At 50.1% G+C, this 25,151-nt stretch carries 23 protein-coding genes; 3 read left to right on the forward strand and 20 right to left on the reverse strand.

Going from position 1 to position 25,151, the window contains the following annotated elements; all coding sequences use genetic code 11:
• Nucleotides 1-17: 17 nt before the first annotated feature.
• From AC1RVX_RS03505 to rpsB, 18 genes are all read right to left on the reverse strand, one after another.
• Entirely contained in the window at nt 18-1,319 is a 1,302-nt protein-coding gene (locus AC1RVX_RS03505) for an ABC transporter ATP-binding protein (RefSeq protein ID WP_493215199.1), read from the reverse strand.
• Nucleotides 1,320-1,341: 22 nt separating this feature from the next.
• Entirely contained in the window at nt 1,342-3,075 is a 1,734-nt protein-coding gene (locus tag AC1RVX_RS03510; RefSeq protein ID WP_493215200.1) for an ABC transporter permease, read from the reverse strand.
• Nucleotides 3,076-3,452: 377 nt separating this feature from the next.
• Complete coding sequence (locus tag AC1RVX_RS03515) at nt 3,453-4,148, reverse strand: ankyrin repeat domain-containing protein (RefSeq protein WP_493215201.1); 696 nt, start codon at nt 4,146-4,148, stop codon at nt 3,453-3,455.
• A gap of 6 nt (nt 4,149-4,154) precedes the next feature.
• Nucleotides 4,155-4,934 carry a TatD family hydrolase gene (locus AC1RVX_RS03520; RefSeq protein WP_493215202.1) on the reverse strand — a complete coding sequence of 260 codons (780 nt, stop codon included), beginning with the start codon at nt 4,932-4,934 and terminating at the stop codon, nt 4,155-4,157.
• 59 nt (nt 4,935-4,993) lie between these two features.
• The gene (lpxB, locus tag AC1RVX_RS03525; protein WP_493215203.1) at nt 4,994-6,148 is read right to left on the reverse strand and encodes a lipid-A-disaccharide synthase; all 1,155 of its coding nucleotides are present in this window, start codon (nt 6,146-6,148) and stop codon (nt 4,994-4,996) included.
• Nucleotides 6,149-6,156: 8 nt separating this feature from the next.
• Nucleotides 6,157-6,945 (reverse strand): acyl-ACP--UDP-N-acetylglucosamine O-acyltransferase, encoded by a 789-nt coding sequence (gene lpxA / locus AC1RVX_RS03530; protein WP_493215204.1) that lies wholly within the window; start codon nt 6,943-6,945, stop codon nt 6,157-6,159.
• Nucleotides 6,946-6,961: 16 nt separating this feature from the next.
• Nucleotides 6,962-7,414: a 3-hydroxyacyl-ACP dehydratase FabZ gene (gene fabZ, locus AC1RVX_RS03535; protein WP_186945269.1), complete on the reverse strand. Its 453-nt coding sequence runs from the start codon at nt 7,412-7,414 to the stop codon at nt 6,962-6,964.
• Nucleotides 7,407-8,468 (reverse strand): UDP-3-O-(3-hydroxymyristoyl)glucosamine N-acyltransferase, encoded by a 1,062-nt coding sequence (gene lpxD, locus AC1RVX_RS03540; protein ID WP_493215205.1) that lies wholly within the window; start codon nt 8,466-8,468, stop codon nt 7,407-7,409. Before lpxD ends, fabZ begins: the two co-directional genes overlap by 8 nt.
• Before the next feature lie 5 nt (nt 8,469-8,473).
• Complete coding sequence (locus tag AC1RVX_RS03545) at nt 8,474-8,953, reverse strand: OmpH/Skp family outer membrane protein (RefSeq protein WP_493215689.1); 480 nt, start codon at nt 8,951-8,953, stop codon at nt 8,474-8,476.
• Nucleotides 8,954-9,039: 86 nt separating this feature from the next.
• Nucleotides 9,040-11,388, reverse strand: coding sequence for an outer membrane protein assembly factor BamA (bamA, locus tag AC1RVX_RS03550; RefSeq protein WP_493215206.1), 2,349 nt, complete (start codon nt 11,386-11,388; stop codon nt 9,040-9,042).
• 69 nt (nt 11,389-11,457) lie between these two features.
• Nucleotides 11,458-12,831, reverse strand: a complete 1,374-nt coding sequence (gene rseP / locus AC1RVX_RS03555) for an RIP metalloprotease RseP (RefSeq protein ID WP_493215690.1) — start codon at nt 12,829-12,831, stop codon at nt 11,458-11,460.
• On the reverse strand, nt 12,831-14,012 hold the full coding sequence (gene ispC / locus AC1RVX_RS03560; protein WP_493215207.1) for a 1-deoxy-D-xylulose-5-phosphate reductoisomerase: 1,182 nt from the start codon (nt 14,010-14,012) through the stop codon (nt 12,831-12,833). The genes rseP and ispC overlap by 1 nt, the downstream gene beginning before the upstream one ends.
• Nucleotides 14,013-14,017: 5 nt before the next feature.
• The gene (locus AC1RVX_RS03565; RefSeq protein WP_493215208.1) at nt 14,018-14,836 is read right to left on the reverse strand and encodes a phosphatidate cytidylyltransferase; all 819 of its coding nucleotides are present in this window, start codon (nt 14,834-14,836) and stop codon (nt 14,018-14,020) included.
• Entirely contained in the window at nt 14,836-15,615 is a 780-nt protein-coding gene (gene uppS, locus AC1RVX_RS03570; protein WP_493215209.1) for an undecaprenyl pyrophosphate synthase, read from the reverse strand. Before uppS ends, AC1RVX_RS03565 begins: the two co-directional genes overlap by 1 nt.
• A gap of 35 nt (nt 15,616-15,650) precedes the next feature.
• On the reverse strand, nt 15,651-16,211 hold the full coding sequence (frr, locus tag AC1RVX_RS03575; protein ID WP_493215210.1) for a ribosome recycling factor: 561 nt from the start codon (nt 16,209-16,211) through the stop codon (nt 15,651-15,653).
• Between the two features lie 81 nt (nt 16,212-16,292).
• Nucleotides 16,293-17,009 carry a UMP kinase gene (gene pyrH / locus AC1RVX_RS03580; protein WP_162041352.1) on the reverse strand — a complete coding sequence of 239 codons (717 nt, stop codon included), beginning with the start codon at nt 17,007-17,009 and terminating at the stop codon, nt 16,293-16,295.
• 249 nt (nt 17,010-17,258) lie between these two features.
• Nucleotides 17,259-18,140 carry a translation elongation factor Ts gene (gene tsf / locus AC1RVX_RS03585; RefSeq protein WP_493215211.1) on the reverse strand — a complete coding sequence of 294 codons (882 nt, stop codon included), beginning with the start codon at nt 18,138-18,140 and terminating at the stop codon, nt 17,259-17,261.
• Between the two features lie 139 nt (nt 18,141-18,279).
• Complete coding sequence (gene rpsB / locus AC1RVX_RS03590) at nt 18,280-19,026, reverse strand: 30S ribosomal protein S2 (protein WP_422979141.1); 747 nt, start codon at nt 19,024-19,026, stop codon at nt 18,280-18,282.
• A 322-nt stretch (nt 19,027-19,348) separates the two neighbouring features.
• On the opposite strand from rpsB, the gene map reads away from it, so the two are divergent.
• The 3 genes from map to AC1RVX_RS03605 all read left to right on the forward strand — a co-directional run bounded on the left by map (nt 19,349) and on the right by AC1RVX_RS03605 (nt 23,582).
• Nucleotides 19,349-20,167 (forward strand): type I methionyl aminopeptidase, encoded by an 819-nt coding sequence (map, locus tag AC1RVX_RS03595; protein WP_493215212.1) that lies wholly within the window; start codon nt 19,349-19,351, stop codon nt 20,165-20,167.
• A gap of 13 nt (nt 20,168-20,180) precedes the next feature.
• On the forward strand, nt 20,181-22,733 hold the full coding sequence (locus AC1RVX_RS03600) for a [protein-PII] uridylyltransferase (protein ID WP_493215213.1): 2,553 nt from the start codon (nt 20,181-20,183) through the stop codon (nt 22,731-22,733).
• A 102-nt stretch (nt 22,734-22,835) separates the two neighbouring features.
• Nucleotides 22,836-23,582, forward strand: coding sequence for a pseudouridine synthase (locus AC1RVX_RS03605; protein WP_493215214.1), 747 nt, complete (start codon nt 22,836-22,838; stop codon nt 23,580-23,582).
• A 54-nt stretch (nt 23,583-23,636) separates the two neighbouring features.
• On the opposite strand, the gene def is transcribed toward AC1RVX_RS03605, so the two are convergent.
• Nucleotides 23,637-24,170 carry a peptide deformylase gene (gene def, locus AC1RVX_RS03610; protein WP_493215215.1) on the reverse strand — a complete coding sequence of 178 codons (534 nt, stop codon included), beginning with the start codon at nt 24,168-24,170 and terminating at the stop codon, nt 23,637-23,639.
• A gap of 104 nt (nt 24,171-24,274) precedes the next feature.
• Entirely contained in the window at nt 24,275-25,150 is an 876-nt protein-coding gene (galU, locus tag AC1RVX_RS03615; RefSeq protein WP_493215216.1) for a UTP--glucose-1-phosphate uridylyltransferase GalU, read from the reverse strand.
• Nucleotide 25,151: the final 1 nt, after the last annotated feature.

Below are 25,151 nucleotides of genomic sequence, written 5' to 3' on the forward strand. Positions count from 1 at the left end.
CGATACCAAAAGTACGCTTATTCGTCATTCGTTTCCGGTAAGGTCAGACGGCCAGTATGATAATCATACTCATAGACTTCGCCATAGCGGCCCCATTCAATCGCGACTTCCAGGACCCGCTTCGCTTCATCGGCTTTGAGGAATTCTTCCAGCAAATCAATCAGCGGCTGTTCGGACAAGCTGCCACTGGTTTCAACTTCCAGCTTACGTCGTATGTGGGCAGCCAGTGGCACATGACTCAACAACTGCTGACCAAACAATTCCTGCTTTTGCGCCTGTTCGACTTCGGCATATTTCTTACCCAAAGGCGTCAGCATGATGTCGCCTTTTTCCAGGACGGCAAAACCCAGCAAACTCAGCGCTTCATAGGTGGGGAACAGTTCTTCATCCGACAATTCGGCCTCTTCACCCAGTTGCGGCAAGTCGGCACGACCATTGAATGGGGCATTGGCCAACAAGTCAAGCACCCCTTCGATGCGGCTGACATCGGTTTCGGGCAAACGATAACCCAGATGCCGCGCATGCGCTGCTTCGGAGGTGGCTTCATGAGTGGCACGCATGGTCATCAAGCCATAGACTTCATCAATCAGCGCCCTGACTTCAACCGAATCCACATCGCGCGGTCTTGGCAAATCAATCTTGATTTCACAACGTACCGTACCAGGATCACTGGACAGGATAATGATGCGGTCCGCCATCATCACCGCTTCTTCGATATTGTGCGATACGATGAGGATGCCCTTGGTGGAAATGCGGTCCTCTTCCCATAAATCCAGCATGTCATTGCGCAGGGTTTCACCAGTCAGCACATCGAGTGCAGAAAAGGCTTCATCCATCAACAATACATCGGGGTTGGTTACCAATGCCCGCGCAATACCGACACGTTGTTTCATGCCGCCCGACAATTCACGCGGCAAGGCACCGCCAAAGCCTGCCAGGCCTATCAATTCCAGTACGGCATCGGCCCTGGCTTCACGTTCTGCAGCCGGGACACCCTGGGCTTCCAGCCCCAGTTCCACGTTTTGCTGCACTGTCAGCCAGGGGAACAGGGCAAACGACTGAAACACCATCGCAATACCGGCAACCGGTCCGAAAATGGATTTATCACGGTAAGCTACCTTGCCTGCATCCGCAGAAATCAAGCCTGCCATGATACGCAGCAAAGTCGACTTGCCAGAGCCGGATTTACCCAGCAGCGCAACGATCTCGCCTTCCTTCAATTGAAAATCAACCTTGTCGAGAATAAGACGGGATTTGCCATCAGCGGCCTTGAATGATTTGGCGACCTGGTTCAGGTCCAGTAATAAGTTTTGATTCATCTTGAATTCCTCAGCACAGGGCTTAACGTAGATGATCTTCTGCCAGCAAATACAGTTTGCGCCAGAAAAAACGATTCAATAACATGACGAATACGCACATCACTCCTATACCCAGGGCGATACGGTGAAAATCACCAGTTTCCGTCATTTGCTTGATATAGCTGCCCAGGCCATCAGCAACCAGCGTGGTTTTACCCCAGGTCACATATTCGGCCACGATACTGGCATTCCACGAGCCGCCACTGGCGGTAATCGCCCCGGTAATATAGCTGGGGAAAATGGCGGGCAAATATACCCGTTTCCATTTCAACCAGCCTTTCAAACCCAGGTTATCAGCCGCCAGGCGCAACTCATTTGGTATGGTTGCAGCCCCTGCCACTACGTTGAACAGGATGTACCACTGGGTACCAAACACCATCAGCGGACTAAGCCAGATATTCGGTGTCAGGTGAAAGGTCACCATGGCAAACACTACTAACGGAAACATCAGATTGACCGGGAAGGCTGCCAAAAACTGTGCCATAGCCTGCACTTTTTGCGAATACTGGGGGCGCAAGCCTATCCACACTGCGATCGGCACCCAGACCAGCGATGCCAGGCCAATCAACAACATGACGCGCACCAGGGTGATCATACCCAGGCCCATGACGTGCAGCACTTCAGCCCAGCCCACATTGCTATGAATGAAGCGCAGCAGGCTGTACAACGCAAACACTGAGATCAAGATCAGAAAGACATCCCATACCCGGGACCATGCAGGATGCAATGCCCGCTTGCGTACCTGTTCCGAAGTGCCATCATTGTGGACACTGAACCATGCCAGGCCACGCCCCAGAAACGCCTGAAATTTTGCAGCCCATTCACGAAACCAGAAACTGTTGCGCATCCAATCCAGCAGCCAGGATTGTTGCGCTGTATCACCCTGCGACTCTTCGAAACGGAATTTGTCTGCCCAGGCCAGCAAGGGACGGAAAAACAATTGGTCATACAGCAAGATGCCAATCAGCATGGATGCAATTGCCCAAGCGATGGCGGTGCCGTTTCTGGCTTCAATCGCCACGGCGATATAAGAACCTATACCAGGCAGTTTGATATCCTGACCAGCTACCGAAATGGCTTCTGCCGCCACCAGGAAAAACCAGCCGCCAGACATTGACATCATCATGTTCCACAACAGCCCCGGCATGGCAAACGGCAGTTCCAGACGCCAGAAGCGCTGCCAGCCGGATAATCTGAAGATCATGGCAGCTTCCTGCAACTCGGCAGGCACATTGCGTATTGACTGGTACAGGCTAAATGCCATATTCCAGGCTTGCGAAGTAAAAATCGCAAAAATTGCTGCGCATTCCACACCCAGCAAATTACCCGGGAACAAGGCAATAAAAGGGGCAATCGCAATCGCTTGAAAACCAAGAATAGGTACCGACTGCAAAATATCCAGCGCCGGTATCATGACTTTTTCAGCGGCTGCATATTTAGCCGCAATTGCCGCAAATACCAGACTGAACAATAAGGAAAAAGCCAGTGCCGTAAACATGCGCAAGATGGTACGCAATAAGTAATAAGGCAGATATGCCGGGTCCAGGTAAATTTGCAAGGCTTCGCCGACAGCAAAAGGACGGCTCATTTGCATCGCCGCAAAAGCAAAAATACCCAAAAGAGCAAGTACCAGCGGTAACAAGGCCCAGTCCCAGCGATTGGGACCCTTGGTTTCGCTGACGGTTTCACGGTGTTGGTAACGAAACAATTCAAACATGAATGCTCCTGTCACCTCTTACGATAAAAAAGCAGAACATACCAATCCTCCTGTCACATGCATATGAGGCATGAACAAAGATAAGTTACGTGACAACGACAGCCACAAAATGCTCATACTGGGCCCGCAAGAAACCAGTGACATTACTGAGGTCACACGTACATTAAAAATTGGGTAAGTAGAAGGAACAGCCGAAGAGCTGAGAGAGACCACTACCCGCCAGAATGGCAAGGTAGCAAGAGGAAATCTGTGCTTACATTGCCAAGTTGAATGAAGATCGACAACTATAACTGTCCACAGAACGTGCTCCGAAAATGAGATGCGCGAACTTTAACATAGAGTCTATTTGGCAGGCAAGATATTGCAGCGCAAAAACCTTATTTTTTTACTGCTTGCAATCTTTCTTTCAGAAAGGCGGCAATTTCTCTTTGCTCAACTTCATTGGCAAAATCAAGCGCAGTCAGACCCAAATCGTTTTTCAGTGATGGGTCTGCACCTTCATCCAGCAATAAGACAACCGCATCCATTTTTCCTGAACGGGCAGCCATCATCAAAGGCGTGGTTTTGTTGGGGGATTCGGTATCGATATACGCTGAATGCTCCAGCAACAAGGCAATGATTTCCTTGCTGCCATTTGCCGCTGCATAGTGCAAAGCGGTCCACCCGGGTTGATTGATTTCTACCCCGCGTTCTATCAGCGCTTTGACCGCCTGCACATTACCCAGAAAGCTGGCCAGCATCAGGACGGTATCACCATTCATCGCCCGCGCTTCCAGTTTAATATCTTGATGTGCCAGCAGCACAGGGAAGACCTTCATGGATTTTTCACGCAGGCTAATCATCAAGACGCTTTCCCCACGGGTGGGTTCAACCGAATTGACATCCATCCCTTTTTGCAAAAACTCACTGACCGTATTGGCTTGATCAAAGCGCACTGCAAACAGGAAATCTTCATAGGCATCCGCCCTCGCTGGTGCCGATACCCCTAACGATAATGCCAGCAAGCTCAATACAACGGCCAACTGACGTGAAAGGCGAGCAAGCAAGTGATGGATCAGCGATTGAGCAGTCATGGGAAATCAGTGCGCGAACTGAAACAATTGGAAGAAATTCTCTGTCGTGGCTTTCTGCACATCAAGGACCGATATCCCCTTCAAATCCGCCAAAAACTCACCAACATGGCGTACAAAGCCAGGCTCATTCATTTTGCCACGATGTGGTGCTGGTGCCAGATACGGGGAATCGGTCTCTATCAATATGCGTTCCAGCGGCAAGGCTTTGGCTACGGCCTGCAAGTCCTTGGCACTCTTGAAGGTCAGTATGCCTGAAAAAGAAATGTAAAACCCCAGGTCCACTGCTGCCAATGCCACATCCAGCGATTCGGTAAAGCAATGCATGACACCGGCCACACCGCCTTGCGCCACACCCGCCCCCTCCTCTTTCAAGATGCGTATGGTGTCTTCGGCTGCGGCCCTGGTATGGATGATTAAAGGCTTGTGGCAGATACGTGAAGCGTGGATATGCTGCCTGAAACGTTCACGCTGCCATTCAAGATCACCCTTCAGCCGGAAGTAATCCAGACCAGTTTCACCGATGGCGATAATTTTGTCATGTTCCGCCAGTTTGACCAGTTGTTCTGCTGTCGGTTCTTCGGTTTCTTCGTAATCCGGATGCACGCCGACAGATGCATAGATGTGTGGATATTGTTCCGCCAATGCCAGCACCTGCGGGAAATCAGGTAAATCTACCGACACGCAAAGTGCGTGAGTAACACCGTTTTCCTGCATCTTACTGAGGATTTCTGGCATACGCACGGCCAGCTCGGGGAAATTAATATGACAATGAGAATCAACGTACATGCTAGTCCAGCTCTATCAGAAAATATGCCTGGTCATGCCAGACTAAAGGCCATCTCAGCTCAGGATGCTGAAATCAATTGTAATACGGCTTGCGCCGAGACGTTGGCGGTATCACGCAACAGGGAATGATGCATGTCGATAAAGCGCTGCTTCAGGCGTTCCTGCAAGGTGCTGTCGCTCAATTGCTGCCATATTGCATCTGCCATTGCCTCTGGTCTGGCAGCCGATTGCAGAAATTCCGGCACCAGAAATTCACGTGCGAGGATATTCGGCAAGCCTATCCACGGCTGGTACCCCATATGCCGCAAAATCTGCCATGAAGCTTCCATCATCTTGTAGGCAATCACCATCGGCTTCTTGAATAAAGCGACTTCCAGCGACGCTGTGCCAGACGCCACCAGCACGGCATCTGCCGCTGCAATGGCCGTGTGTGAGCGACCATCAATCAGCAACACCGGTACATTATCGAGCCTGGCATCAACTACCAGCTTGATGTAATAGCTGCGTTGTTTTTCACCGACCATGGGGACCACGATCTGCAGATGCGGGTCGCGTTCACACAGAATTTTGGCTGTACGGATAAAGGCTTCGGTATTGTATTTAATCTCGGACATGCGGCTGCCCGGCAAGATGGTGACTACCCGCGCATTCTGGTCCAGACCCAGCTCATCCCTGGCCGCCGCCATGTCGATTTCCATGGGAATAACCTGCGCCAGCGGATGACCGACATAGGTCACAGGTATACCGGCATTACGGTATATCTCTTCTTCAAACGGGAACACCACCAGCATGTGAGATACGGCTTCCGCAATCTTTTTGATGCGCCCACCACGCCATGCCCAGATTGATGGGCTGATGTAATGCATGGTAGGAATACCCGCGCGTTTTAATTGAATCTCCAGATCCAGATTAAAGTCAGGCGCATCCACACCGATGAACACGTCGGGCTTTTCATCAAGCAATCTTTGCCTGAGCTGATTACGTATTCCACTAATTTCCCGGTAATGGGCCAGCACTTCAAACAGGCCACGCACGGACAATTTATCCATGGGCCAATCATTGACGAAGCCATATTCAGCCATGCTCGGGCCGCCAATTCCATGCATCAATGCTTCTGGCAAGCGAGGACGCAAGCCGGACAGCATGCGCGCAGCCAGCATATCGCCGGAGGTTTCCCCGGCCACCATGGAAATAATGGGGCGATTAGTAGACACGTGCTGCTCTAGCGGGCTATGCCGCGTGTCGATGCATCCAGGAAATCGCGCATCGCCCGAACCTGTGAAGCAGCATCTGCTTCAAGACTTGCCACTTGCTGGTCCAGGGCTGCCTTTGACTCTTCGAGAGTCAGGCCGGACTTATAAATAAGCTTGTAAGACTGGCGGATGGCATTCAACTGATCGCGGCTAAATCCGCGACGCTTCAAGCCTTCAAGGTTTGCACCATGCGCCTGCGCCGGATTACCAGATACCAGCACGAATGGAGGTACATCTTGCGTAAGGCTGGTATTCATACCAACAAAAGCATGGGCACCTATCTTACAGAATTGGTGAACAGCAGAAAAACCGCTCATAATTACCCAGTCACCGACCTCGACATGCCCTGCCAATGCAGCATTATTAGAAAACACCGTGTGGTTACCAACCGTGCAATCATGAGCAATGTGCACGTAAGCCAGGAACCAGTTATCACTACCAACACGTGTCACGCCCCGGTCTTGCACCGTGCCACAGTTGAAAGTACAAAATTCGCGGATCAGGTTCCTGTCGCCGATTTCAAGATAAGTCACCTCACCACCGTATTTCTTGTCCTGTGGTGGTCCACCTATGGAAGAAAATGCATGGAAGTGATTATCACGCCCTATCCTGGTATGCCCCTGTATTACTACGTGAGAACCAATTTTGGTACCTGCATCTATCGAAACATCCGGGCCAATGATGGAATAAGCACCAACCTCAACTGTACTGTCGAGCTTGGCATTGGGATCAATCAGCGCTGTTGGATGGATATGCATTCTTTCTCTCCCCCGACTAGGCTTCGTCTTTCGTGCGCATGGTGCACATCAATTCGCCCTCTACAGCCAACTGACCATCTACCGTGGCCCTGGCCTTGTACTTCCAGATACCACGTGCAACCTTGATGATTTCCACCTCCATCTTCAGTTGGTCACCCGGTTCTACCGGGCGCTTGAAGCGCGCGCCATCGATACCGAGGAAATACACGATGGTATTTTCATCCGGTTTCTGACCCATTGTCAGAAATGAGAGCAAGGCTGCAGTCTGCGCCATGGCTTCTATCATCAAGACGCCAGGCATGACGGGCTTATTCGGAAAATGTCCGTTAAAAAACTCTTCATTTGCCGTGACATTTTTGATGGCTGTGATGGTCTTGCCATTTTCCCAACTCAGTACGCGATCCACCAACAACATGGGATAACGATGTGGCAGGTATTCTTTGATTTGATTGATGTCCAGGCTATTCATGATCTTTTTCAGTCAGTGTTTTAATTGTTTTTTCCAGGTAGCGCATTTTGTCACGCATACCCGATAAATTGCGTACGATGGCCGCAGTTTTTTCCCATTCTGCATTCTTGGCTAATGGATAGAAGCCCGTATATTGCCCAGGCTCCAGTATCGATCTTGACACCATGCTGGCGGAAGAAATATGCACATTATCGACGATGGTCAGATGCCCCAACACCATGGCAGCACCGCCAAACGTACAGTATTTGCCTATCTTCGCACTACCAGCCACACCGACGCATCCCGCCATGGCCGTATGCGCACCTATATGACAGTTGTGGCCTATCTGTATCTGGTTATCAAGCTTGACACCTTCTTCGATGATGGTATCGGCCAGGGCACCACGGTCTATGCTGGTATTGGCACCGATTTCCACGTCATCGCCGATCAGTACCCTGCCCGTTTGCGGGATCTTGATCCATTTCCCTTTTTCATTGGCAAAACCAAAACCGTCAGCCCCAATGACCGCACCCGAATGAATGATGCAGCGCTGACCGATGACGCAATAATCGTAAATACTGGCATTGGCATGGATCAGGCTATGATCACCTATGCTGACGCCACGCCCAATCACAGCCCCCGCCTTGATTACTACATGCTCACCGATAACCGCTTCGGCATCGATGCTGACGTTGGGGCCAATACTGGCTGTCGCCGCCACGACGGCTTGCGGGCTGACCCAGGCTGCCGGATGCACACCAGTAACAGCGGGTATCGCGTTCAAAGTTGCAAAATATTGGGCCGCACGGGCAAAATAGACATAGGGGTTGGGGACTATCAGGCAAGCCCCTTGGTACTCTGACCCCAGCTGATCGAAATCAGCCTGCGTCACTATCAGTGCCGCCGCTTTGGTAGCTGCAGCCTGGTGACGTAATTTGGGATTGGACAGGAAAGTGATGTGCTGTTCACCTGCCTCACTCAAAGGCGCAATAGCAGCAACAGATATCTCAGGTGAACCAATCAATTGACCACCGAAGCGATCGACCAATTCACCCAGCCGAATGCTCGTGGTCATAGGAATTATTTGGAAAGTGCCTTCAGAACTTTATCTGTGATATCAATACGCGGGTTGGAATACACCACATCTTGCAGAACAACATCAATTTTCTCAGCTTCGGCGATTTGTTTGATGGCTCTTTGGGCACGTTCCACCAGCGAAGCGATTTCTTCATTCTGACGCTGGTTCAGGTCTTCATTGTAAATACGCTGTTTGCGATTGAAGTCCTGATCCAGCTCAGTGATTTCACGCTGACGCTTGATACGGTCTGATTCGGGCAAGACGGGTGCGTCTTTGTCCAGTTTTTCAGCCATGGCCTTGATTTTCTTTGCCAGGCCTTCCAATTCTTCACGTCGTTTGGAGAATTCAACTTTCAGCTTGGCTTCAGCTGCTTTCGCTGGCACTGATTCGCGTATCACCCTTTGTGAATCAAAGATGGCAATTCTGGAATCCTGTGCCTGGGCCTGAGCAATGCTGAAAACACAAGCCACGCCAAGCAACATGCGCTGCAGCAATTGGGCCGGGGTAATATGTTGACTCAAAATAATCTCCGTAACACGTACTAAAACAAATATGGCAATGCCAACTATCAGAATCCGGTACCCATCTGGAACTGGAATGACTGCTTCTTGTCATCTGCCTTGGCATTCAAGGCTTTACCAAAGCTCAGTTTCAATGGACCAACCGGTGATATCCAGCTTATACCTATACCTGCGGAAAAGCGCAAATCCTGCATGCGGATTTTTTGTCCTTCATCAAAGACATTACCACCATCAACGAAAGTAAACCAGCGCAGGGACTTGTCCGCACCAGGGAATGGAATCTGTAATTCTACATTACCCAGCAGCCTGGTTGCACCACCCAGCGCATCGCCATTCGGATCCTTGGTACCAAGGGTAGAAGGTTCATAGCCACGAACTGAACCTATACCACCAGCATAAAAGTTTTTAAACAAAGGATAAGGTTTACCGCCCAAGCCGTGTCCATAGTCAAATTCGCCGTTCAAAGCCAGCACAACTGAACGATAAACTGGCTGGAACAATTGTGCATTATAGATCGCACGATAGTATTTGAAGCTGCCCACTGCCGACAATTCAAGATTGGCGCGCTGATAACGACCAATAGTCGGTGTCAACACACTATCACGACTATCCCTCTGCCATGCAGCAGTCAAAGGGAAAGAATTGGTTATCGCTTCACCGACACCATAATCCACGGCTGTGAGGTCTTTATTGCCATTACCGTAATCAGCAACATACTTCAGGTAACGATACGGACTGCCATAAAACGTTTGGACCTTGGTACGCTCAAAACCCAGACCGAAGAACACAGTATCAACTTCCGAGAACGGCACACCAAAGCGCAACGCGCCACCAGTAGTCTGGATTTTATAATCGCCGACACTGCCAATAATTGGGCGGGTCGTACGAACATAGGCTTCAATATTACGGCTGACACCGTCGTCCGTGAAGTAAGGATCGGTATGAGAAACCGCAACGGTACGGTTCTGGCTACTGGTATTCACATCCAGACCTATCGTATCACCACTACCAAAGGCATTGGCTTGCTGGATGGACCCGGTCAAGGTCAGCCTTTCTGCACTCGAATAACCAGCACCAAACATAATATTACCGGTTGGTTTTTCAGTGACGGTCAAATTCACATCCACCTGATCAACACTGGTTGGTACTTCAGGCGTTTCTATCGTCACATCCTTGAAATAGCTCAGACGCTCTACCCGGTCACGGGAAGCCTTGATTTTTTCACCATCATACCAGGAACTTTCAAACTGACGGAATTCACGGCGAATCACTTCATCACGTGTTCTGGTATTACCGGCCAGGTTGATACGACGCACATAGACACGTTTACCCGGATCAACAAAGATGGTGAACGCGACTTCTTTCTTTTCTTTATCAAGAACAGGATTTGCATTCACGTTGGCAAACGCATAACCAAAGTTACCCATGCGCTCGGAAATACGTTTGGTACTCTCAGTCAGGCGGGCCGCATTGTAAATATTGCCCTTTTTCAACAATAACAGGGAAGCAAGTTCTTCTTCGCGCCCCATGGTATCGCCCTCAAGCTTGATATCAGAAACAGTGTACTTGTCGCCTTCTTCAAGATTGATGGTGATGTAAATATCTTTTTTGTCTGGTGTGATGGAAATCTGTGTCGACAGGATTTGCATTTCCAGATAACCACGGTTTTGGTAAAACGAGCGCAAGGTCTCGATATCGCCAGACAGTTTTTGTTTTGAATACTGGTCAGCCTTGGTGTACCAGCTAAACCAGCCTGGTGTGGACAAGGCCATCAACTCGCGCAATTCACCATCTGAAAAAGCTTTATTGCCTATGATATTGATCTGGGCAATTTTTGCTATGTCGCCTTCATCCACAGCAAATGTCACGTTCACACGATTACGTTCTATTGGTGTGATGGTGGTAGTGATTTGCATGCCATACAAGCCCTTGGACAGGTATTGGCGCTTTAATTCCTGTTCGGCACGGTCAACCGTTGCCTTATCGAAGATGCGTGATTCGCCGACACCGATATCTTTCAGCGCTTTGACCAATGCATCTTTCTCAAATTCCTTGGTGCCTGTAAATTCCACACCGGCGATGGTAGGACGCTCTTCCAGTAAAACAACCAGGATTCCGTCCTGCACTTCTATCTGAACATCCTTGAAGAAACCCGTGGCATACAGGGATTTGATCGCTGTCGTACTTTTAGCATCATCAAACACCTCACCAACCTTGACAGGTAAATAGCTGAATACAGTACCGGCCTCCGTCCGTTGCAATCCTTCTACCCGTATATCCTTGACGGTAAAGGGTTCAATCGCGAGTGCGTTTCCAGTGCAGAGTGCAAATGCTGCCAGAGACAAAGCATGACGACGAAAATGGGCTAAAGTGAACTGCTCGATATGTAATTTCATTGGGTATAAAGTTCTTTCAATACTCTCAATATTGCTATCTGAAATGAGTTTCTGTCATCAAGCCGACTATTATGACATTAGTCGGGCGATGTCATTAAAAAAAGCTATTGCCATCATGGTCAATAGCAAGAAAACTCCGGCACGTTGCCCCATTTCGATGTAACGGTCTTGCAAAGGTTTCCCCATCAAAACTTCCAGCGAATAATACAACAAATGCCCTCCATCCAAAACCGGAATGGGTAGCAAATTCATCACGCCCAGGCCAATACTGATCAAAGCGATAAAACCTAGATAACTAATTGCACTGGATCGCGAGGTCTGACCTGCATAATCAGCAATAGTCAGCGGTCCAGTAATATGCTTCAGGGAAATTTTTCCTGTCAGCATCTTGCCCAGCATCTTCAAATTGAACACACTGGTATCCCAGGTTTTTTCTGCTGCCCGACTCAAAGCACTGAAACCCGACGCCTGCACTATCGCTGTTTCCAAACCCGCAGCTTGCAATTTCACTTTCAGCAAGCCGATTTTTTGCCCACTTACCTCTTGTACGGTGGGAATAACCCCTGCTTCAAACTGATTCTGTCCTCTTTGCACCAATAGCTTCAACGGCTTACCTGGATTCGCGTTGACGATCTGCCTGAATTCAACCACATCGAGCAAGGGGCTGTGGTCAATTTCCAAAATACGATCGCCAGTTTTCAAACCAGCCTGCAGGGCTGGGCTATCGGGCAACAATTCTTCCAGCACCACTTTCCTGCTACTTACCAGATTCAATCCCAATTGCGCCAGCAAATCACCATCAAAATCACTGGCACTCAGGCTCTGCAAAGGCAGTTCTATCGTCATATTGACGGTAGCAGAGGCCAAATCAGGATTGGGACGCTGAATTTCCAATGCAGGATTAGTGCCAGCCAACCTTGCCTGCATCAGCCTCCAGCGCAATTCCGGCCAGGTTTGTACAGGTTCATTGTTAATACGAGTCACCAGATCGCCATAGCGCAGGCCTGCCTGGTAAGCGATGGATGTGGTCGATGCCACGCGCACCCTGGCAGCTTGCTCTATGTAGCCGTGCATGAACAACACTGAATACAAAACAATTGCCAACAGGAAATTTGCTATCGGCCCCGCGGCAACAATGGCGATACGCTTCCAGACTGATTGCTGACAAAATTCCCGTGGAAGCTCTTCTGGCGCAATATTTTCTGCGCCCTGCTCGCGCGCATCCAGCATTTTCACATAGCCGCCCAGTGGCAACATGGAAATTGCCCACTCGGTCTGATCCTTGCCAAAACGTCTGGAATACACCACCTTGCCCATACCTAGGGAAAAACGCAATACCTTGACACCACACCAGCGTGCTACCAGGTAATGACCCAGCTCATGGATGGTGACGAGGATGCCCAGCGTCACCAGAAAAGCCAGGGCGTTTTGCAACCAGATCATCACGGAATCATTGCTCCTGTCAGTGCACGCGCCTCAGCATCGCAGGCAAGGATGCTTTCCAGGTCTGAGGCATCAATCACTGCCATTTTATCCAGCGTGCGCTCGATGAGCTGATTGATCATGCGGAAGCCGATTTTTTTATCTAAAAACGCTTGGACAGCAACTTCATTACTTGCGTTCAATATGATTGCGGCTGATTTTCCTGTGCGCAAGGCATCATAGGCCAGCTTCAGGCAAGGAAAACGCGTCATATCAGGTGCCTGGAAATGCAGGCTGGCCACCTTCAGCAGATCAAGAGGTGCCACACCAGAATCAATACGTTCAGGATAGGCCATGCCGTAGGCAATAGGAATACGCATATCGGGATTACCCATTTGCGCCAATACTGAACCGTCCGTATAAGACACCATGGAATGAATCACGCTTTGCGGATGAATGACGACCTCGATCTGTTCAGCAGGTGTCGCAAACAACCAGTGAGCCTCAATCACTTCCAGCCCTTTGTTCATCATGGTCGCAGAATCAACGGAAATCTTGCGCCCCATCACCCAGTTCGGGTGGGCAACTGCCTGCTCAGGCGTCACATCGGTAAGTGTCGCCACTTCCCGATTCAGGAAAGGACCACCAGAGGCCGTCAGCAGAATTTTGTGGATACCGTGACGTCCAGGCTGGCGGTCATAATTACCCGGCAGGCATTGGAATATGGCATTGTGTTCACTATCGATGGGCAAGAGTGTGGCGCCACTGTGCTTGATGGCGTCGATGAACAGTTGCCCTGACATGACCAGCGCTTCCTTGTTGGCCAGCAAAACCTTCTTGCCGGCACGCGCTGCCGCCAGCGAAGCAGGCAAGCCAGCCGCACCGACGATGGCTGCCATCACGCTATCACATTCAGGCGCACTGGCTACATCACACAGGGCTTGCGGACCATGCTGTATCTGAATATGAGCCAAGTTCATTTCCTGCAACCGGCTTGCAAGCTCATCTGCCGCTTTGGCGGTACCCACCACTGCGATTTTTGGTAAAAATGCCTGGCATTGTTGCGCCAGTTTTTCCACCTGCGTATGCGCAGTCAGCGCAAAAATGCCGTAGCGTTCTGGGTGCCTGGCGACGACATCCAGCGTGGATACGCCTATCGATCCGGTTGCTCCCAAAATGCATAACTGCTGTTTTTTCTGCATACGATCTATCGCCATAAGTCCAGCAAAGCTGCCAGTGGAAGAACTGGTATCAGCGCATCTATCCTGTCCAGCACGCCGCCATGACCTGGCAACAGATTACTGCTGTCTTTCATACCAACGCGTCGTTTCAGCGATGATTCAAACAAATCTCCGACTACGCTGGCTGCCGTCAATATACTCACGGCAAGTACAAAAACCAGCCAGCCTTTTCTTGCCAGCAAATGTGCCGTAAAGGTGTTTTCCAGGCCAGGAACGAACGCCGTCGCTGTTGCCAGCGCCAATACGCAAACCCAACCACCAATAGCCCCCTCCCACGATTTTCCCGGAGAAATAGTTGGTGCCAGTTTGTGCTTTCCCAAGGCTTTCCCGGAAAAATAAGCACCTATATCCGCAATCCAGACGATAGCCATGACAGAAAACAGATACATGGGGGAATATTTGAAGAACACGGCAATGGCCACGAAACAGGCAAAGATACTGATACCGTACAAGGCGCTCAGCAGGCCACTGGTAAAACCACGGACATCCGGCAAACCACGCGCCAATGTCGGCAACAGACGAAAAATCCAGAATGCACTGGCAAAGGCAAACAGCAGTAGCTGGGAAAAACTCTCAAGGTGGAAATAAAAATATCCCAGCATGCCAGTCCAGATCGCTGCCATGACCAGTGGTGCCGGCTTGGCAAACAAACGCTGACATTCCCAGATGGCGGCTGCAAAGAACACCAGTGCAAGCACGGCAAAAGCAATGAACGAGGCCGAATACAGGACTGGCAACAAAATGGCCATCAAAACCAGGGCAGTCACGACACGGGTTTTTAGCATTAATTGCTTTCTTGCGCAGGTGATTGTTCAGACACCTGTGCGCTGGTACGACCAAAACGGCGCTCGCGATGTTGATAGGAGGCGATGGCCAGATCCAGCGCTGCAGCATCAAAATCAGGCCAGAAGGTATCCGTGAAATAAAATTCACTATAGGCCAATTGCCATAAAAGGAAATTGGATATGCGGGTTTCACCACCAGTTCGGACAAACAAATCAGGTTCAGGCGCATAGGCCATGGATAGATATTCAGATAACTGATCTTCATCTATCGCTTGCCCGCCCTTGCCTGCCGCGCTCAGATCCTGTTGCAGGCGATTGACTGCCTGCACAATATCCCAACGCCCACCATAATTGGCGCAGACGGTGACGGTCAAGCCCTTGTTAAGAGCCGTTTTTTCTTCCGCCGACCGTATCATGGTTTGCAACTTGGCATCAAAACGCGTCAGATCACCAACCACTTTCAGCCGTATGTCGTTGGCGTGCATTTTTGCCACTTCTTTTTCCAGCGCAGTGACGAACAGACGCATCAGCAAAGACACTTCTTCTGCCGGACGACGCCAGTTTTCAGAACTGAAGGCAAACAGGGTCAGGTAAGACACGCCACGCCGGGCGCAAGCCTCAACCACGCCCCTGACCGCTTCCACGCCCTTGACATGGCCAGCGACACGCGGCAAGAAACGCTTGGTTGCCCAACGTCCGTTGCCGTCCATGATGATTGCAATATGCTTAGGAATCGCGCCAACTGCAGGAACTTCCTTGGTGGAACTTATATAGCTCATGTAAATCCAGAATGTGTTGGTACGCGGGCGAGGGCTTAAACTGTCAACACTTCTTTTTCTTTTTCGGCCAGAAGCTTATCCACTTCGGTGACGAATTTATCCGTCAGCTTCTGAACTTCATCTTGCGCACGACGCTCATCATCTTCCGAGCATTCTTTTTCTTTCAACATCTTTTTCAGCGTCTCATTGGCATCGCGGCGAATATTGCGGATAGCGATTTTGGCGCTTTCACCTTCGGTTTTGACCAGTTTGACCATCTCTTTACGACGCTCCTCTGTCAGCGGCGGCGTAGGCACGCGTATCAGTTCCCCCTGGGATGATGGATTCAAACCCAGATCGGCATCACGGATAGCTTTTTCAATGGCGTTGAGCATCTTCTTTTCCCAAGGCTGCACACCGATGGTACGCGCATCAATCAGCGTCACATTGGCAACCTGGGTAATATGGGTAGGTGTTCCGTAGTAATCAACCTGGACATGGTCCAGAATGCCGGTATGGGCACGCCCGGTGCGCACCTTGGACAGATCGGCTTTCAAAGTCTCGATCGATTTTTGCATGCGCTGGTCGGAATTTTTTTTAATATCTGCTACGCTCATGGCGCTCTCCTGTACATCGTGGCAGGGATGGTGCATCCACCCCTCCTTGCCGAATTAATATGAAACATCCAAAGTGCAGGATTATACGTGCACTAATGTGCCTTCGTCTGCCCCCAGAATGACATTCTTCAATGCACCCGGTTTAATAATGGAAAATACCTTGATTGGCAATTTCTGATCACGACACAGGGCAAATGCGGTCGCATCCATGACTTGCAAGTGACGGGCGATCGCCTCATCAAAGGAGATCGTGGTGTATCGGGTTGCGGTCGCATCCTTTTTAGGGTCAGCAGTATAAACGCCATCCACCTTTGTTGCCTTTAGTACAATTTCGGCACCTATTTCGGAACCACGCAGGGCGGCGGCAGTATCAGTGGTAAAGAAAGGGTTGCCAGTACCGGCGGCAAATACGATAACCTTGCCCTCTTCCAGGTATTGCAAAGCTTTCGGACGAACATAGGGCTCAACCACCTGATCAATAGCGATGGCCGACATCACACGAGATGTCAGGCCAACCTGGCGCATGGCATCAGACAATGCCAGTGCATTCATGACTGTGGCCAGCATCCCCATGTAGTCAGCAGTGGCCCTGTCCATACCTTGAGCACCGGGTGCAACGCCTCGGAAAATATTGCCACCACCGATAACAATTGCCAGTTCAACTCCCATTCTTGATACTTCTGCAACATCGGCCACCATGCGTTCTATGGTAGCGCGGTTGATGCCAAACGGATCATCACCCATCAAGGCTTCGCCAGAGAGCTTCAAGAGTACACGCTTGTAAGCAGGTTTTGTCATGATAGGACTCCTTCTGGTAAGTTAATTAATCTAAAAGATTTCATGCGAAATGAGACGACTTTGATAAAGTCTCTTCTGTTTTCTATTTGGATTGCCAACGCAAGCCTGACAATCATGAGCAAACCAAATAAAACACCAACACTGGATATTCACATCCGAACGCACAAACTTAAAGAGCTGGAAACAAATACTTACAATCGCAAGGTTTAAAAAAACGGGCCTTTCGGCCCGTTTTTTTGATTCGCCAGATTACGCTTGTTTTGCTGCAGCCACTTGCGCAGCCACCTCTGCGGCAAAATCATCTTGCTTCTTCTCAATGCCTTCACCAACAACAAACATCGTGAACGCTTTCACTGTTGTATTAACAGATTTCAACATCTGTTCAACAGTTTGCTTGTCGTTCTTGACGAAAGTCTGGTTCAGCAAAGAAACTTCTTTCAGGAATTTCTGGATGGAACCATCAACCATTTTGGCAACGATATCTGCTGGTTTGCCAGATTCTGCTGCTTTCAGAGCAGCAACAGAACGTTCTTTTTCGATCAATTCTGCTGGTACTTGTTCAGAAGACAGGGAAACTGGTTTCATCGCAGCAATGTGCATCGCAACGTCTTTACCAACTTGCTCATCAGCACCGTCAAATTCAACGACTACGCCGATACGTGTGCCGTGCAGGTAAGAAACCAGCTTGGCGCTAGTATCAAAACGCACGAAACGACGGAAGGACATGTTTTCGCCGATTTTACCAACCAGGGCTGCACGTACTTCTTCTACTGTCTTGCCATCCAGTGGCAAGGCACCCAATGCTGCGATGTCGGCAGGGTTATGTTCAGCGATCAGTTTTGCGCAGGTGTTGGCCAGTGCCAGGAAATCATCATTCTTGGTGACGAAGTCTGTTTCGCAGTTAACTTCGATCAGGGAACCAACGTTACCAGCGATGTGAGATGCGACAACGCCTTCTGCAGTGATGCGGGAAGATGCCTTGGAAGCTTTGCTACCCAATTTCACACGCAGAATTTCTTCCGCACGGTCCATATCGCCTTCTGCTTCTGTCAGGGCTTTTTTACATTCCATCATCGGCGCATCTGTCTTCGCGCGCAGTGCACCTACCAAAGCTGCTGTAATTGCCGCCATGTCATTCTCCTAGTTCAATGGTGCCACGCAGGCACCGATCATCAAATTTTGTTTAAAAAAAAGGGCGAACGATTGTTGCCCATTTTTTTGCTTCAGGTTGTCATGACAACCTGAAGCCATGTGCCTGAACAGGCAATTATTATGCTTGCTCTACTTCTACAAACTCATCAGAACCTGGTTTAACAGCTTCCAAAACTTCGTTGACTGCATTTGCACGGCCTTCGAGGATTGCGTCAGCAACACCGCGAGCATACAAAGCAATCGCTTTGGAGGAGTCATCATTGCCAGGGATGATGTAAGCAACACCTTCTGGAGAGTGGTTAGTATCAACCACACCGATAACAGGAATACCCAGTTTTGCAGCTTCAGTGATCGCGCCTTTGTGGTAGCCAACGTCGACTACGAAAATTGCGTCAGGGATGCCACCCATATCCTTGATACCGCCGATGGATTTTTGCAGCTTGATCATTTCACGCTGGAACATCAAGGCTTCTTTTTTGGACAGTTTCTCTACAGAACCATCTTCAATGGAAGCTTCCATGTCTTTCAGGCGCTTGATCGATGTTTTGACTGTTTTGAAGTTAGTCAACATACCACCCAACCAGCGTTGATCAACAAAAGGCATGCCGGCGCGATTTGCTTCAGCAGCGATGATGTCACGGGATTGACGCTTGGTACCAACCAGCAACACTGTGCCGCGATTGGAAGACAATTGACGGATGTATTTCATCGCGTCCTGGTACATTGCCAGGGTTTTTTCCAGGTTGACGATATGAATCTTGTTGCGATGACCGAAGATGTACGGTGCCATTTTTGGATTCCAAAAACGGGTTTGGTGACCAAAGTGCACACCAGCTTCCAGCATTTCACGCATTGTTACAGACATAATAACTCCAGGGTTAGGTCTTGAATCCAGCCAGTGATCCAAGCAGCTTCACGATTAATCTTGATGATTACCATGTAAGCGCCGAAGACACCCTTTTCGACCGGATTCGATTAATAAAAAATTAATTAACTCATGCCATATTTGAATACATCCACAAGCTAACCATCAATTGTACTATGAAAATGGGGTTTTCCTCAAGTGCTGCGTTTTATTGGGAGAATGCGATACTCGCCTTCCTGGACTATAATTCCGGTTCTGCAACATTCTCGCAATTTTACCTGCTGCCATCATCATGATTGCGGCAACAGACTGAAGAAAACGTATGGAAGCTATTACTATCAAAACGCCGGAAGACATCGCCGGCATGCGCATTGCCGGAAGATTGGCTTCCGAAGTCCTCGATTACATCACGCCCTTTGTCAAAGTCGGCGTCACAACGGGTGAGCTGGACAGACTGTGCCACGAATACATGACGAATGTACAAGGCACTATTCCTGCTCCACTGAATTACTGCCCGCCAGGCTACACACCTTACCCGAAAGCCATCTGCACCTCCGTCAACGACGTGATTTGCCATGGCATCCCCGGTGACAAGGTGTTGAAAGATGGCGATTCTGTCAATCTGGATATTACCGTCATCAAAAACGGTTATCACGGCGACACCAGCCGCATGTTCCTGCTGGGCGAGCCATCCATATTGAGCAAACGCCTGAATGCCATCACCTATGAATGCATGTGGCTGGGTATTTCAAAAATCAAACCAGGTGCACATCTGGGCGATATCGGTCATGTCATACAACAATATGCAGAAAAAGCTGGTTACAGCGTGGTGCGTGAATTCTGCGGCCATGGGATAGGCAAGATTTTCCACGAAGCACCACAGGTCATGCATTACGGCAGACCTGGCACCATGGAAAAACTGCTGCCGGGAATGATTTTCACCGTAGAGCCAATGATCAATGCCGGTCGCCGTGAAATCAAAGAAATGCCGGATGGCTGGACCATCAAAACCAAGGACCGCAGCCTGTCAGCACAATGGGAACACACTGTATTGGTGACAGAAACTGGCTATGAAGTACTGACCTTATCAGAAGGCTACCCACCCATTCCAGATTTTATTACTGCAGCGACCAAAGCGTAAGGCCCACAGGCAAATGCAGACCCCGTCACTCACCTTCAAGGAAGAATTAAAGTCAGCACAACTGCTCGTCATTAATGCATTCAAGGAAAATCACAAGGCAGAACAATTGCTGCACGACCTGTGCCGCAATGTCGATCACCTGCTAAGCAAGATCTGGCGTGATTTTGATTTTCCGAAAGAAGCCGCATTAGTGGCAGTAGGCGGCTATGGCCGCGGTGAACTGTTCCCCTACTCGGATGTGGATGTATTGATACTGCTGCAGCAAAGGCCAGATGCTGCATTGCGTGAGAAGCTGGAAAAGCTGGTACAGCTATTCTGGGATATCGGCCTAGATATCGGCCACAGCATACGCACCGTAGAAGAATGCCTGCAAGAATCTGCAGCCGACATCACCGTGCAAACCAGCCTGCTGGAAGCGCGCCTGTTGACCGGCAGCCGCAAATTATTCCGCGACATGCAGCAGCACTATGCAGAAGCAATGAATCCGCAAAAATTTTTCCAGGAAAAATTGCTGGAACTGCAGCAGCGCCATGTCAAGTATGAAGACACGCCTTACAGCCTGGAGCCAAACTGCAAGGAAAGCCCAGGCGGTCTGCGCGATTTGCAGGTAATACTCTGGGTCGCCAAGGCAGCCAATCTGGGTAATTCCTGGCGCGAACTGGCTGAGCGCGGCCTGATTACCGATGTCGAAGCCCGGCAGTTGAAACGCAATGAACGCGCCTTCAAGGATATCCGCATACGCCTGCATATCTACGCTGGCCGGCGCGAAGACCGTCTGATCTTTGACGTGCAGACACCCATCGCTGAGACCTTCGGCTTCAAGACTACCGAATCCAGACGTGCCAGTGAATACCTGATGCAACGTTATTACTGGGCAGCCAAAGCAGTTACCCAGTTGAATACCGTACTACTGCAAAATATTGAAGCTGTATTATTCCCGCAGCCATCCGTACCACGCCCCATCAACGAGCACTTCAATGAAGTAAACGGCTTTATTGATATCGCCAGGGACGACACCTTTGAATCGTCGCCATCCACCATTCTGGAAATCTTCCTGGTTATGGCAAGGCATAGCGAACTCAAGGGCATGACGGCCAGGACCCTGCGTGCGCTATGGCATGCACGCCTGCTGATTGATGCAGAGTTCAGGCACAATATTTTCAACCGCTCACTGTTCCTGCAGATATTGCAGTCACCGCAGGGCATCACCCATGCCCTGCGACGCATGAACCAGATGAGCATACTCGGCCGCTATCTGCCTAACTTCCGCCGCATCGTGGGCCAGATGCAGCACGACTTGTTCCACGCCTATACGGTAGACCAGCACATTCTGATGGTGGTGCGTAATTTGCGCCGTTTCACCATGCCGGAACATGCGCATGAATACCCATTCTGCAGCCAATTGATGGCCAATTTCAATCAGCCATGGATACTGTATGTTGCCGCCCTGTTCCACGACATTGCCAAGGGGCGTGGTGGCGATCATTCGATACTGGGCATGACGGATGCCAAAAAATTCTGCTATGACCACGGTCTGAGCAAAGCCAATACCGAACTCATCATTTTCCTGGTGCAAAATCATTTGACAATGTCTCATGTGGCACAGAAGCAGGACTTGTCAGACCCTGACGTGGTGCAGAATTTTGCCAACCTGGTCAAGGATGAGCGTCATCTGACCGCCCTGTATTTACTGACGGTATCCGACATACGTGGCACCAGCCCAAAAGTCTGGAATGCCTGGAAAGGCAAGCTACTGGAAGATTTGTACCGCATGAGTTTGCGCGTACTGGGCGGAGAAGCCCCCAGCAAAGACCGGGAACTGAAAAACCGCCAAGAAGATGCCCTCAAGGCGCTACGTCTGTATGGTCTGGCACCGGACGCCCACGAAAAATTCTGGCAGCAACTGGATGTCGCTTACTTTTTGCGTCATGATGCATCCGACATTGCCTGGCAAACACGCGCCCTGCATGACCGCATAGACAGTGCCACACCAGTCGTAAAATGCCGCCTTTCACCAATCGGCGAAGGCTTGCAGATTACCGTCTACGTCAAGGACCAGCCAGATTTGTTCGCGCGCATCTGCAATTATTTTGACGGCAAGAATTTTGGCATCCTGGATGCAAAAATCCACACCAGCAAAAGCGGCTATGCACTGGACACCTTCCTGGTCATCGAACCGGCCTTTGCCAATAATTATCGCGACATCATCAATCTGCTGGAACATGAGCTGACTGAAGTGCTGACGCTGCAAACACCTTTATCACCGCCAAATCGCGGACGCCTGTCACGCCTGTCACGCACCTTCCCCATCGTGCCCACCGTAGATTTACGTCCGGATGATCGTGGCCAGTATTATTTGCTGTCGATCTCGGCAAATGACCGTAATGGTTTGCTATACGCCGTTGCGAATATCCTGACCAAATACAAGATCAATCTGCATACCGCAAAAATCATGACACTGGGGGAAAGGGTCGAAGACGTCTTCATCGTTGACGGCCAGGCCTTGCAAGGCGCACGCAGCCAGATTCAGTTTGAAACCGACTTACTGGATGCCCTGCGAATTTAAATACCGCATCTGAACACTGGCATCTGATACGAGACATCCTAAACCACACATGTCACGGCTCCGCAGGCCGCTGATACCGCCGTAATTTTTATTTGATACATCATGACTGAACTTGTAAGACTCTCGAAACGCATGTCCGAATTGGGCCTTTGCTCACGACGCGAGGCCGATGAATGGATCGCCCGTGGCTGGGTCAGAGTAGATGGCAAAGTCATTTCCGAACTGGGCAGTAAAGTGCTGCCACACCAACAGGTGACAGTGGAAAGACAGGCCGCTGCCGAACAATCGAAACGCGTCACCGTGTTAATCAACAAACCGGTAGGTTATGTCAGCGGTCAGGCTGAAGATGGCTACACACCAGCCATTGCCCTGATCAAACCGGAAAATCGCTGGGCAGAAGATGAAGTCGATACCCAGTTCCACCCCACCCAGCTGCGCAGCCTGGTACCTGCGGGCAGGCTCGATATTGATTCAGTAGGCTTGCTGGTACTGACCCAGGACGGCCGCATCGCCAAACACCTGATCGGTGAAACGACTGTCGTTGAAAAAGAATACCTGGTACGTGTCCAGTACGGCAAACCGGGCCGTTTGCCGGATGCAGATTTACGTCGTCTGAATCACGGTTTGACCCTGGATGGCAAGAAGCTGCTGCCAGCAAAAGTCACCTGGCAAAATGAAGACCAGTTGAACTTTATTTTGCGCGAAGGCAAGAAGCGCCAGATCCGGCGCATGTGTGACATGGTGGGATTGAAAGTATTGGGTCTGAAACGTGTGCGCATAGGCAAAGTCAAGCTGGGCAAACTGCCTGAAGGGCAATGGCGCTATCTGCGTGAAGACGAACAGTTCTGATCGGAAGTTCGGCCTGGTCAGTCTGACGACTGGCCAGGGTGAGCGGTCGCGTTCTCAATCATCGTCATTCGGATCCATCTCTGGAAACAAAACTTCGGTGAAGCCGAATTGTGTCAGGTCACGGATACGCATGGGGTACAAAATACCGTTCAGGTGATCACACTCATGCTGCACTACCCGTGCGTGAAAACCATCCACTTCGCGAGAAATGACCTTGCCAAACTGATCAAAGCCCTCATACCGTAAAGCGCTCCAGCGCGGCACCAGCCCACGCATACCGGGCACGGACAGACAACCTTCCCAGGCATCATCCGTAGCCTCAGACAAGGGTGTTAACACCGGATTGATAAGTACCGTTTCCGGCACCACCGGCGCATCCGGATAACGGGGATTGGTTTTAAAACCGAAAATCACCAGTTGCAGATTAATGCCAATCTGTGGTGCCGCCAGCCCTGCCCCATTTGCCGCCACCATGGTTTCAAACATGTCCTTGATCAACTGATGCAATTCAGGCGTATCAAAGTCAGTTACCTGTTCGGCAACTCTCAACAGACGGGCATCGCCCATTTTTAGGATAGGATGAATCATGATGCACCACTTTATTTCGTCGACATAAAAATGCGGTCAGATCCTTAGCAAAATCCAACCGCAATACTCTTCACGTCCCTGCAAGCAAGGTCCGGCTGGTCCAATTACTTCAGAGACTGCAGGTACTCAGCAAATTCAGCCCCTGTTTCCTTGTGTTTCAATCCCAAAGCAACGCTGGCTTTCAGGTAACCAAGTTTGGATCCACAGTCATAACGGGTAGCTTGAGGACGAAATGCATAGACAGGGAAATCCTTGAGCATGGCAGCAATACCGTCAGTCAACTGGATTTCACCGCCAGAACCCTTGCCCAGAGTTTCCAGGTAAGAAAAAATCCGCCCTGACAAAATATAACGCCCAACCACTGCCAGGGTTGAAGGTGCAACATCCGGCATTGGCTTCTCTACGATACCTTGTACGCGCTCCAGATTCGCAGTGTACGGCGTACCACTGACAATACCGTATTGACGGGTGAATTCACGCGGCACGTTTTGCACGGCGATGATACTGCCACCTTCAGCCTCATACTGACGTGCCATTTGCGCCATAACGGATGGTTGGCCGGCATCGGCATCCATCAAATCGTCAGCCAGCAGTACGGCGAAAGGATCGTCACCAATCACAGGACGCGCGCACAAAACGGCATGACCCAGGCCCAGCGCCGCAGTCTGGCGGATATAGATGCAGTTGATATTTTTAGGAATGACATTTCTGACCAGGTCCAGCAAGGCTTCCTTACCTGCTGCTTCAAGTTCACTTTCCAGCTCATACGCCTTGTCGAAATGATCTTCAATCGCGCGCTTGTTTCTACCGGTAATGAATACCATTTCCGTAATACCGGCTTCTACCGCTTCTTCAACTGCATACTGGATCAGGGGCTTGTCAACGATAGGCAACATTTCTTTCGGTTGCGCCTTGGTAGCCGGTAAAAAACGACTCCCCAAACCAGCAACAGGGAATACGGCTTTTGTAATTTTTCTCATT

The sequence above is a fragment of the Undibacterium sp. GW821-FHT11B02 genome (assembly GCF_058808955.1).

Coding starts and splice junctions, on each gene's coding strand:
- AC1RVX_RS03505 (WP_493215199.1), bottom strand. CDS start 1,319: ATGAATCAAAACTTATTACTGGACCTGAACCAGGTCGCCAAATCATTC.
- AC1RVX_RS03510 (WP_493215200.1), bottom strand. CDS start 3,075: ATGTTTGAATTGTTTCGTTACCAACACCGTGAAACCGTCAGCGAAACC.
- AC1RVX_RS03515 (WP_493215201.1), bottom strand. CDS start 4,148: ATGACTGCTCAATCGCTGATCCATCACTTGCTTGCTCGCCTTTCACGT.
- AC1RVX_RS03520 (WP_493215202.1), bottom strand. CDS start 4,934: ATGTACGTTGATTCTCATTGTCATATTAATTTCCCCGAGCTGGCCGTG.
- lpxA (WP_493215204.1), bottom strand. CDS start 6,945: ATGCATATCCATCCAACAGCGCTGATTGATCCCAATGCCAAGCTCGAC.
- fabZ (WP_186945269.1), bottom strand. CDS start 7,414: ATGAATAGCCTGGACATCAATCAAATCAAAGAATACCTGCCACATCGT.
- lpxD (WP_493215205.1), bottom strand. CDS start 8,468: ATGACCACGAGCATTCGGCTGGGTGAATTGGTCGATCGCTTCGGTGGT.
- AC1RVX_RS03545 (WP_493215689.1), bottom strand. CDS start 8,953: ATGTTGCTTGGCGTGGCTTGTGTTTTCAGCATTGCTCAGGCCCAGGCA.
- bamA (WP_493215206.1), bottom strand. CDS start 11,388: ATGAAATTACATATCGAGCAGTTCACTTTAGCCCATTTTCGTCGTCAT.
- rseP (WP_493215690.1), bottom strand. CDS start 12,831: ATGATCTGGTTGCAAAACGCCCTGGCTTTTCTGGTGACGCTGGGCATC.
- ispC (WP_493215207.1), bottom strand. CDS start 14,012: ATGCAGAAAAAACAGCAGTTATGCATTTTGGGAGCAACCGGATCGATA.
- AC1RVX_RS03565 (WP_493215208.1), bottom strand. CDS start 14,836: ATGCTAAAAACCCGTGTCGTGACTGCCCTGGTTTTGATGGCCATTTTG.
- uppS (WP_493215209.1), bottom strand. CDS start 15,615: ATGAGCTATATAAGTTCCACCAAGGAAGTTCCTGCAGTTGGCGCGATT.
- frr (WP_493215210.1), bottom strand. CDS start 16,211: ATGAGCGTAGCAGATATTAAAAAAAATTCCGACCAGCGCATGCAAAAA.
- pyrH (WP_162041352.1), bottom strand. CDS start 17,009: ATGACAAAACCTGCTTACAAGCGTGTACTCTTGAAGCTCTCTGGCGAA.
- tsf (WP_493215211.1), bottom strand. CDS start 18,140: ATGGCGGCAATTACAGCAGCTTTGGTAGGTGCACTGCGCGCGAAGACA.
- rpsB (WP_422979141.1), bottom strand. CDS start 19,026: ATGTCTGTAACAATGCGTGAAATGCTGGAAGCTGGTGTGCACTTTGGT.
- map (WP_493215212.1), top strand. CDS start 19,349: ATGGAAGCTATTACTATCAAAACGCCGGAAGACATCGCCGGCATGCGC.
- AC1RVX_RS03600 (WP_493215213.1), top strand. CDS start 20,181: ATGCAGACCCCGTCACTCACCTTCAAGGAAGAATTAAAGTCAGCACAA.
- AC1RVX_RS03605 (WP_493215214.1), top strand. CDS start 22,836: ATGACTGAACTTGTAAGACTCTCGAAACGCATGTCCGAATTGGGCCTT.
- def (WP_493215215.1), bottom strand. CDS start 24,170: ATGATTCATCCTATCCTAAAAATGGGCGATGCCCGTCTGTTGAGAGTT.
- galU (WP_493215216.1), bottom strand. CDS start 25,150: ATGAGAAAAATTACAAAAGCCGTATTCCCTGTTGCTGGTTTGGGGAGT.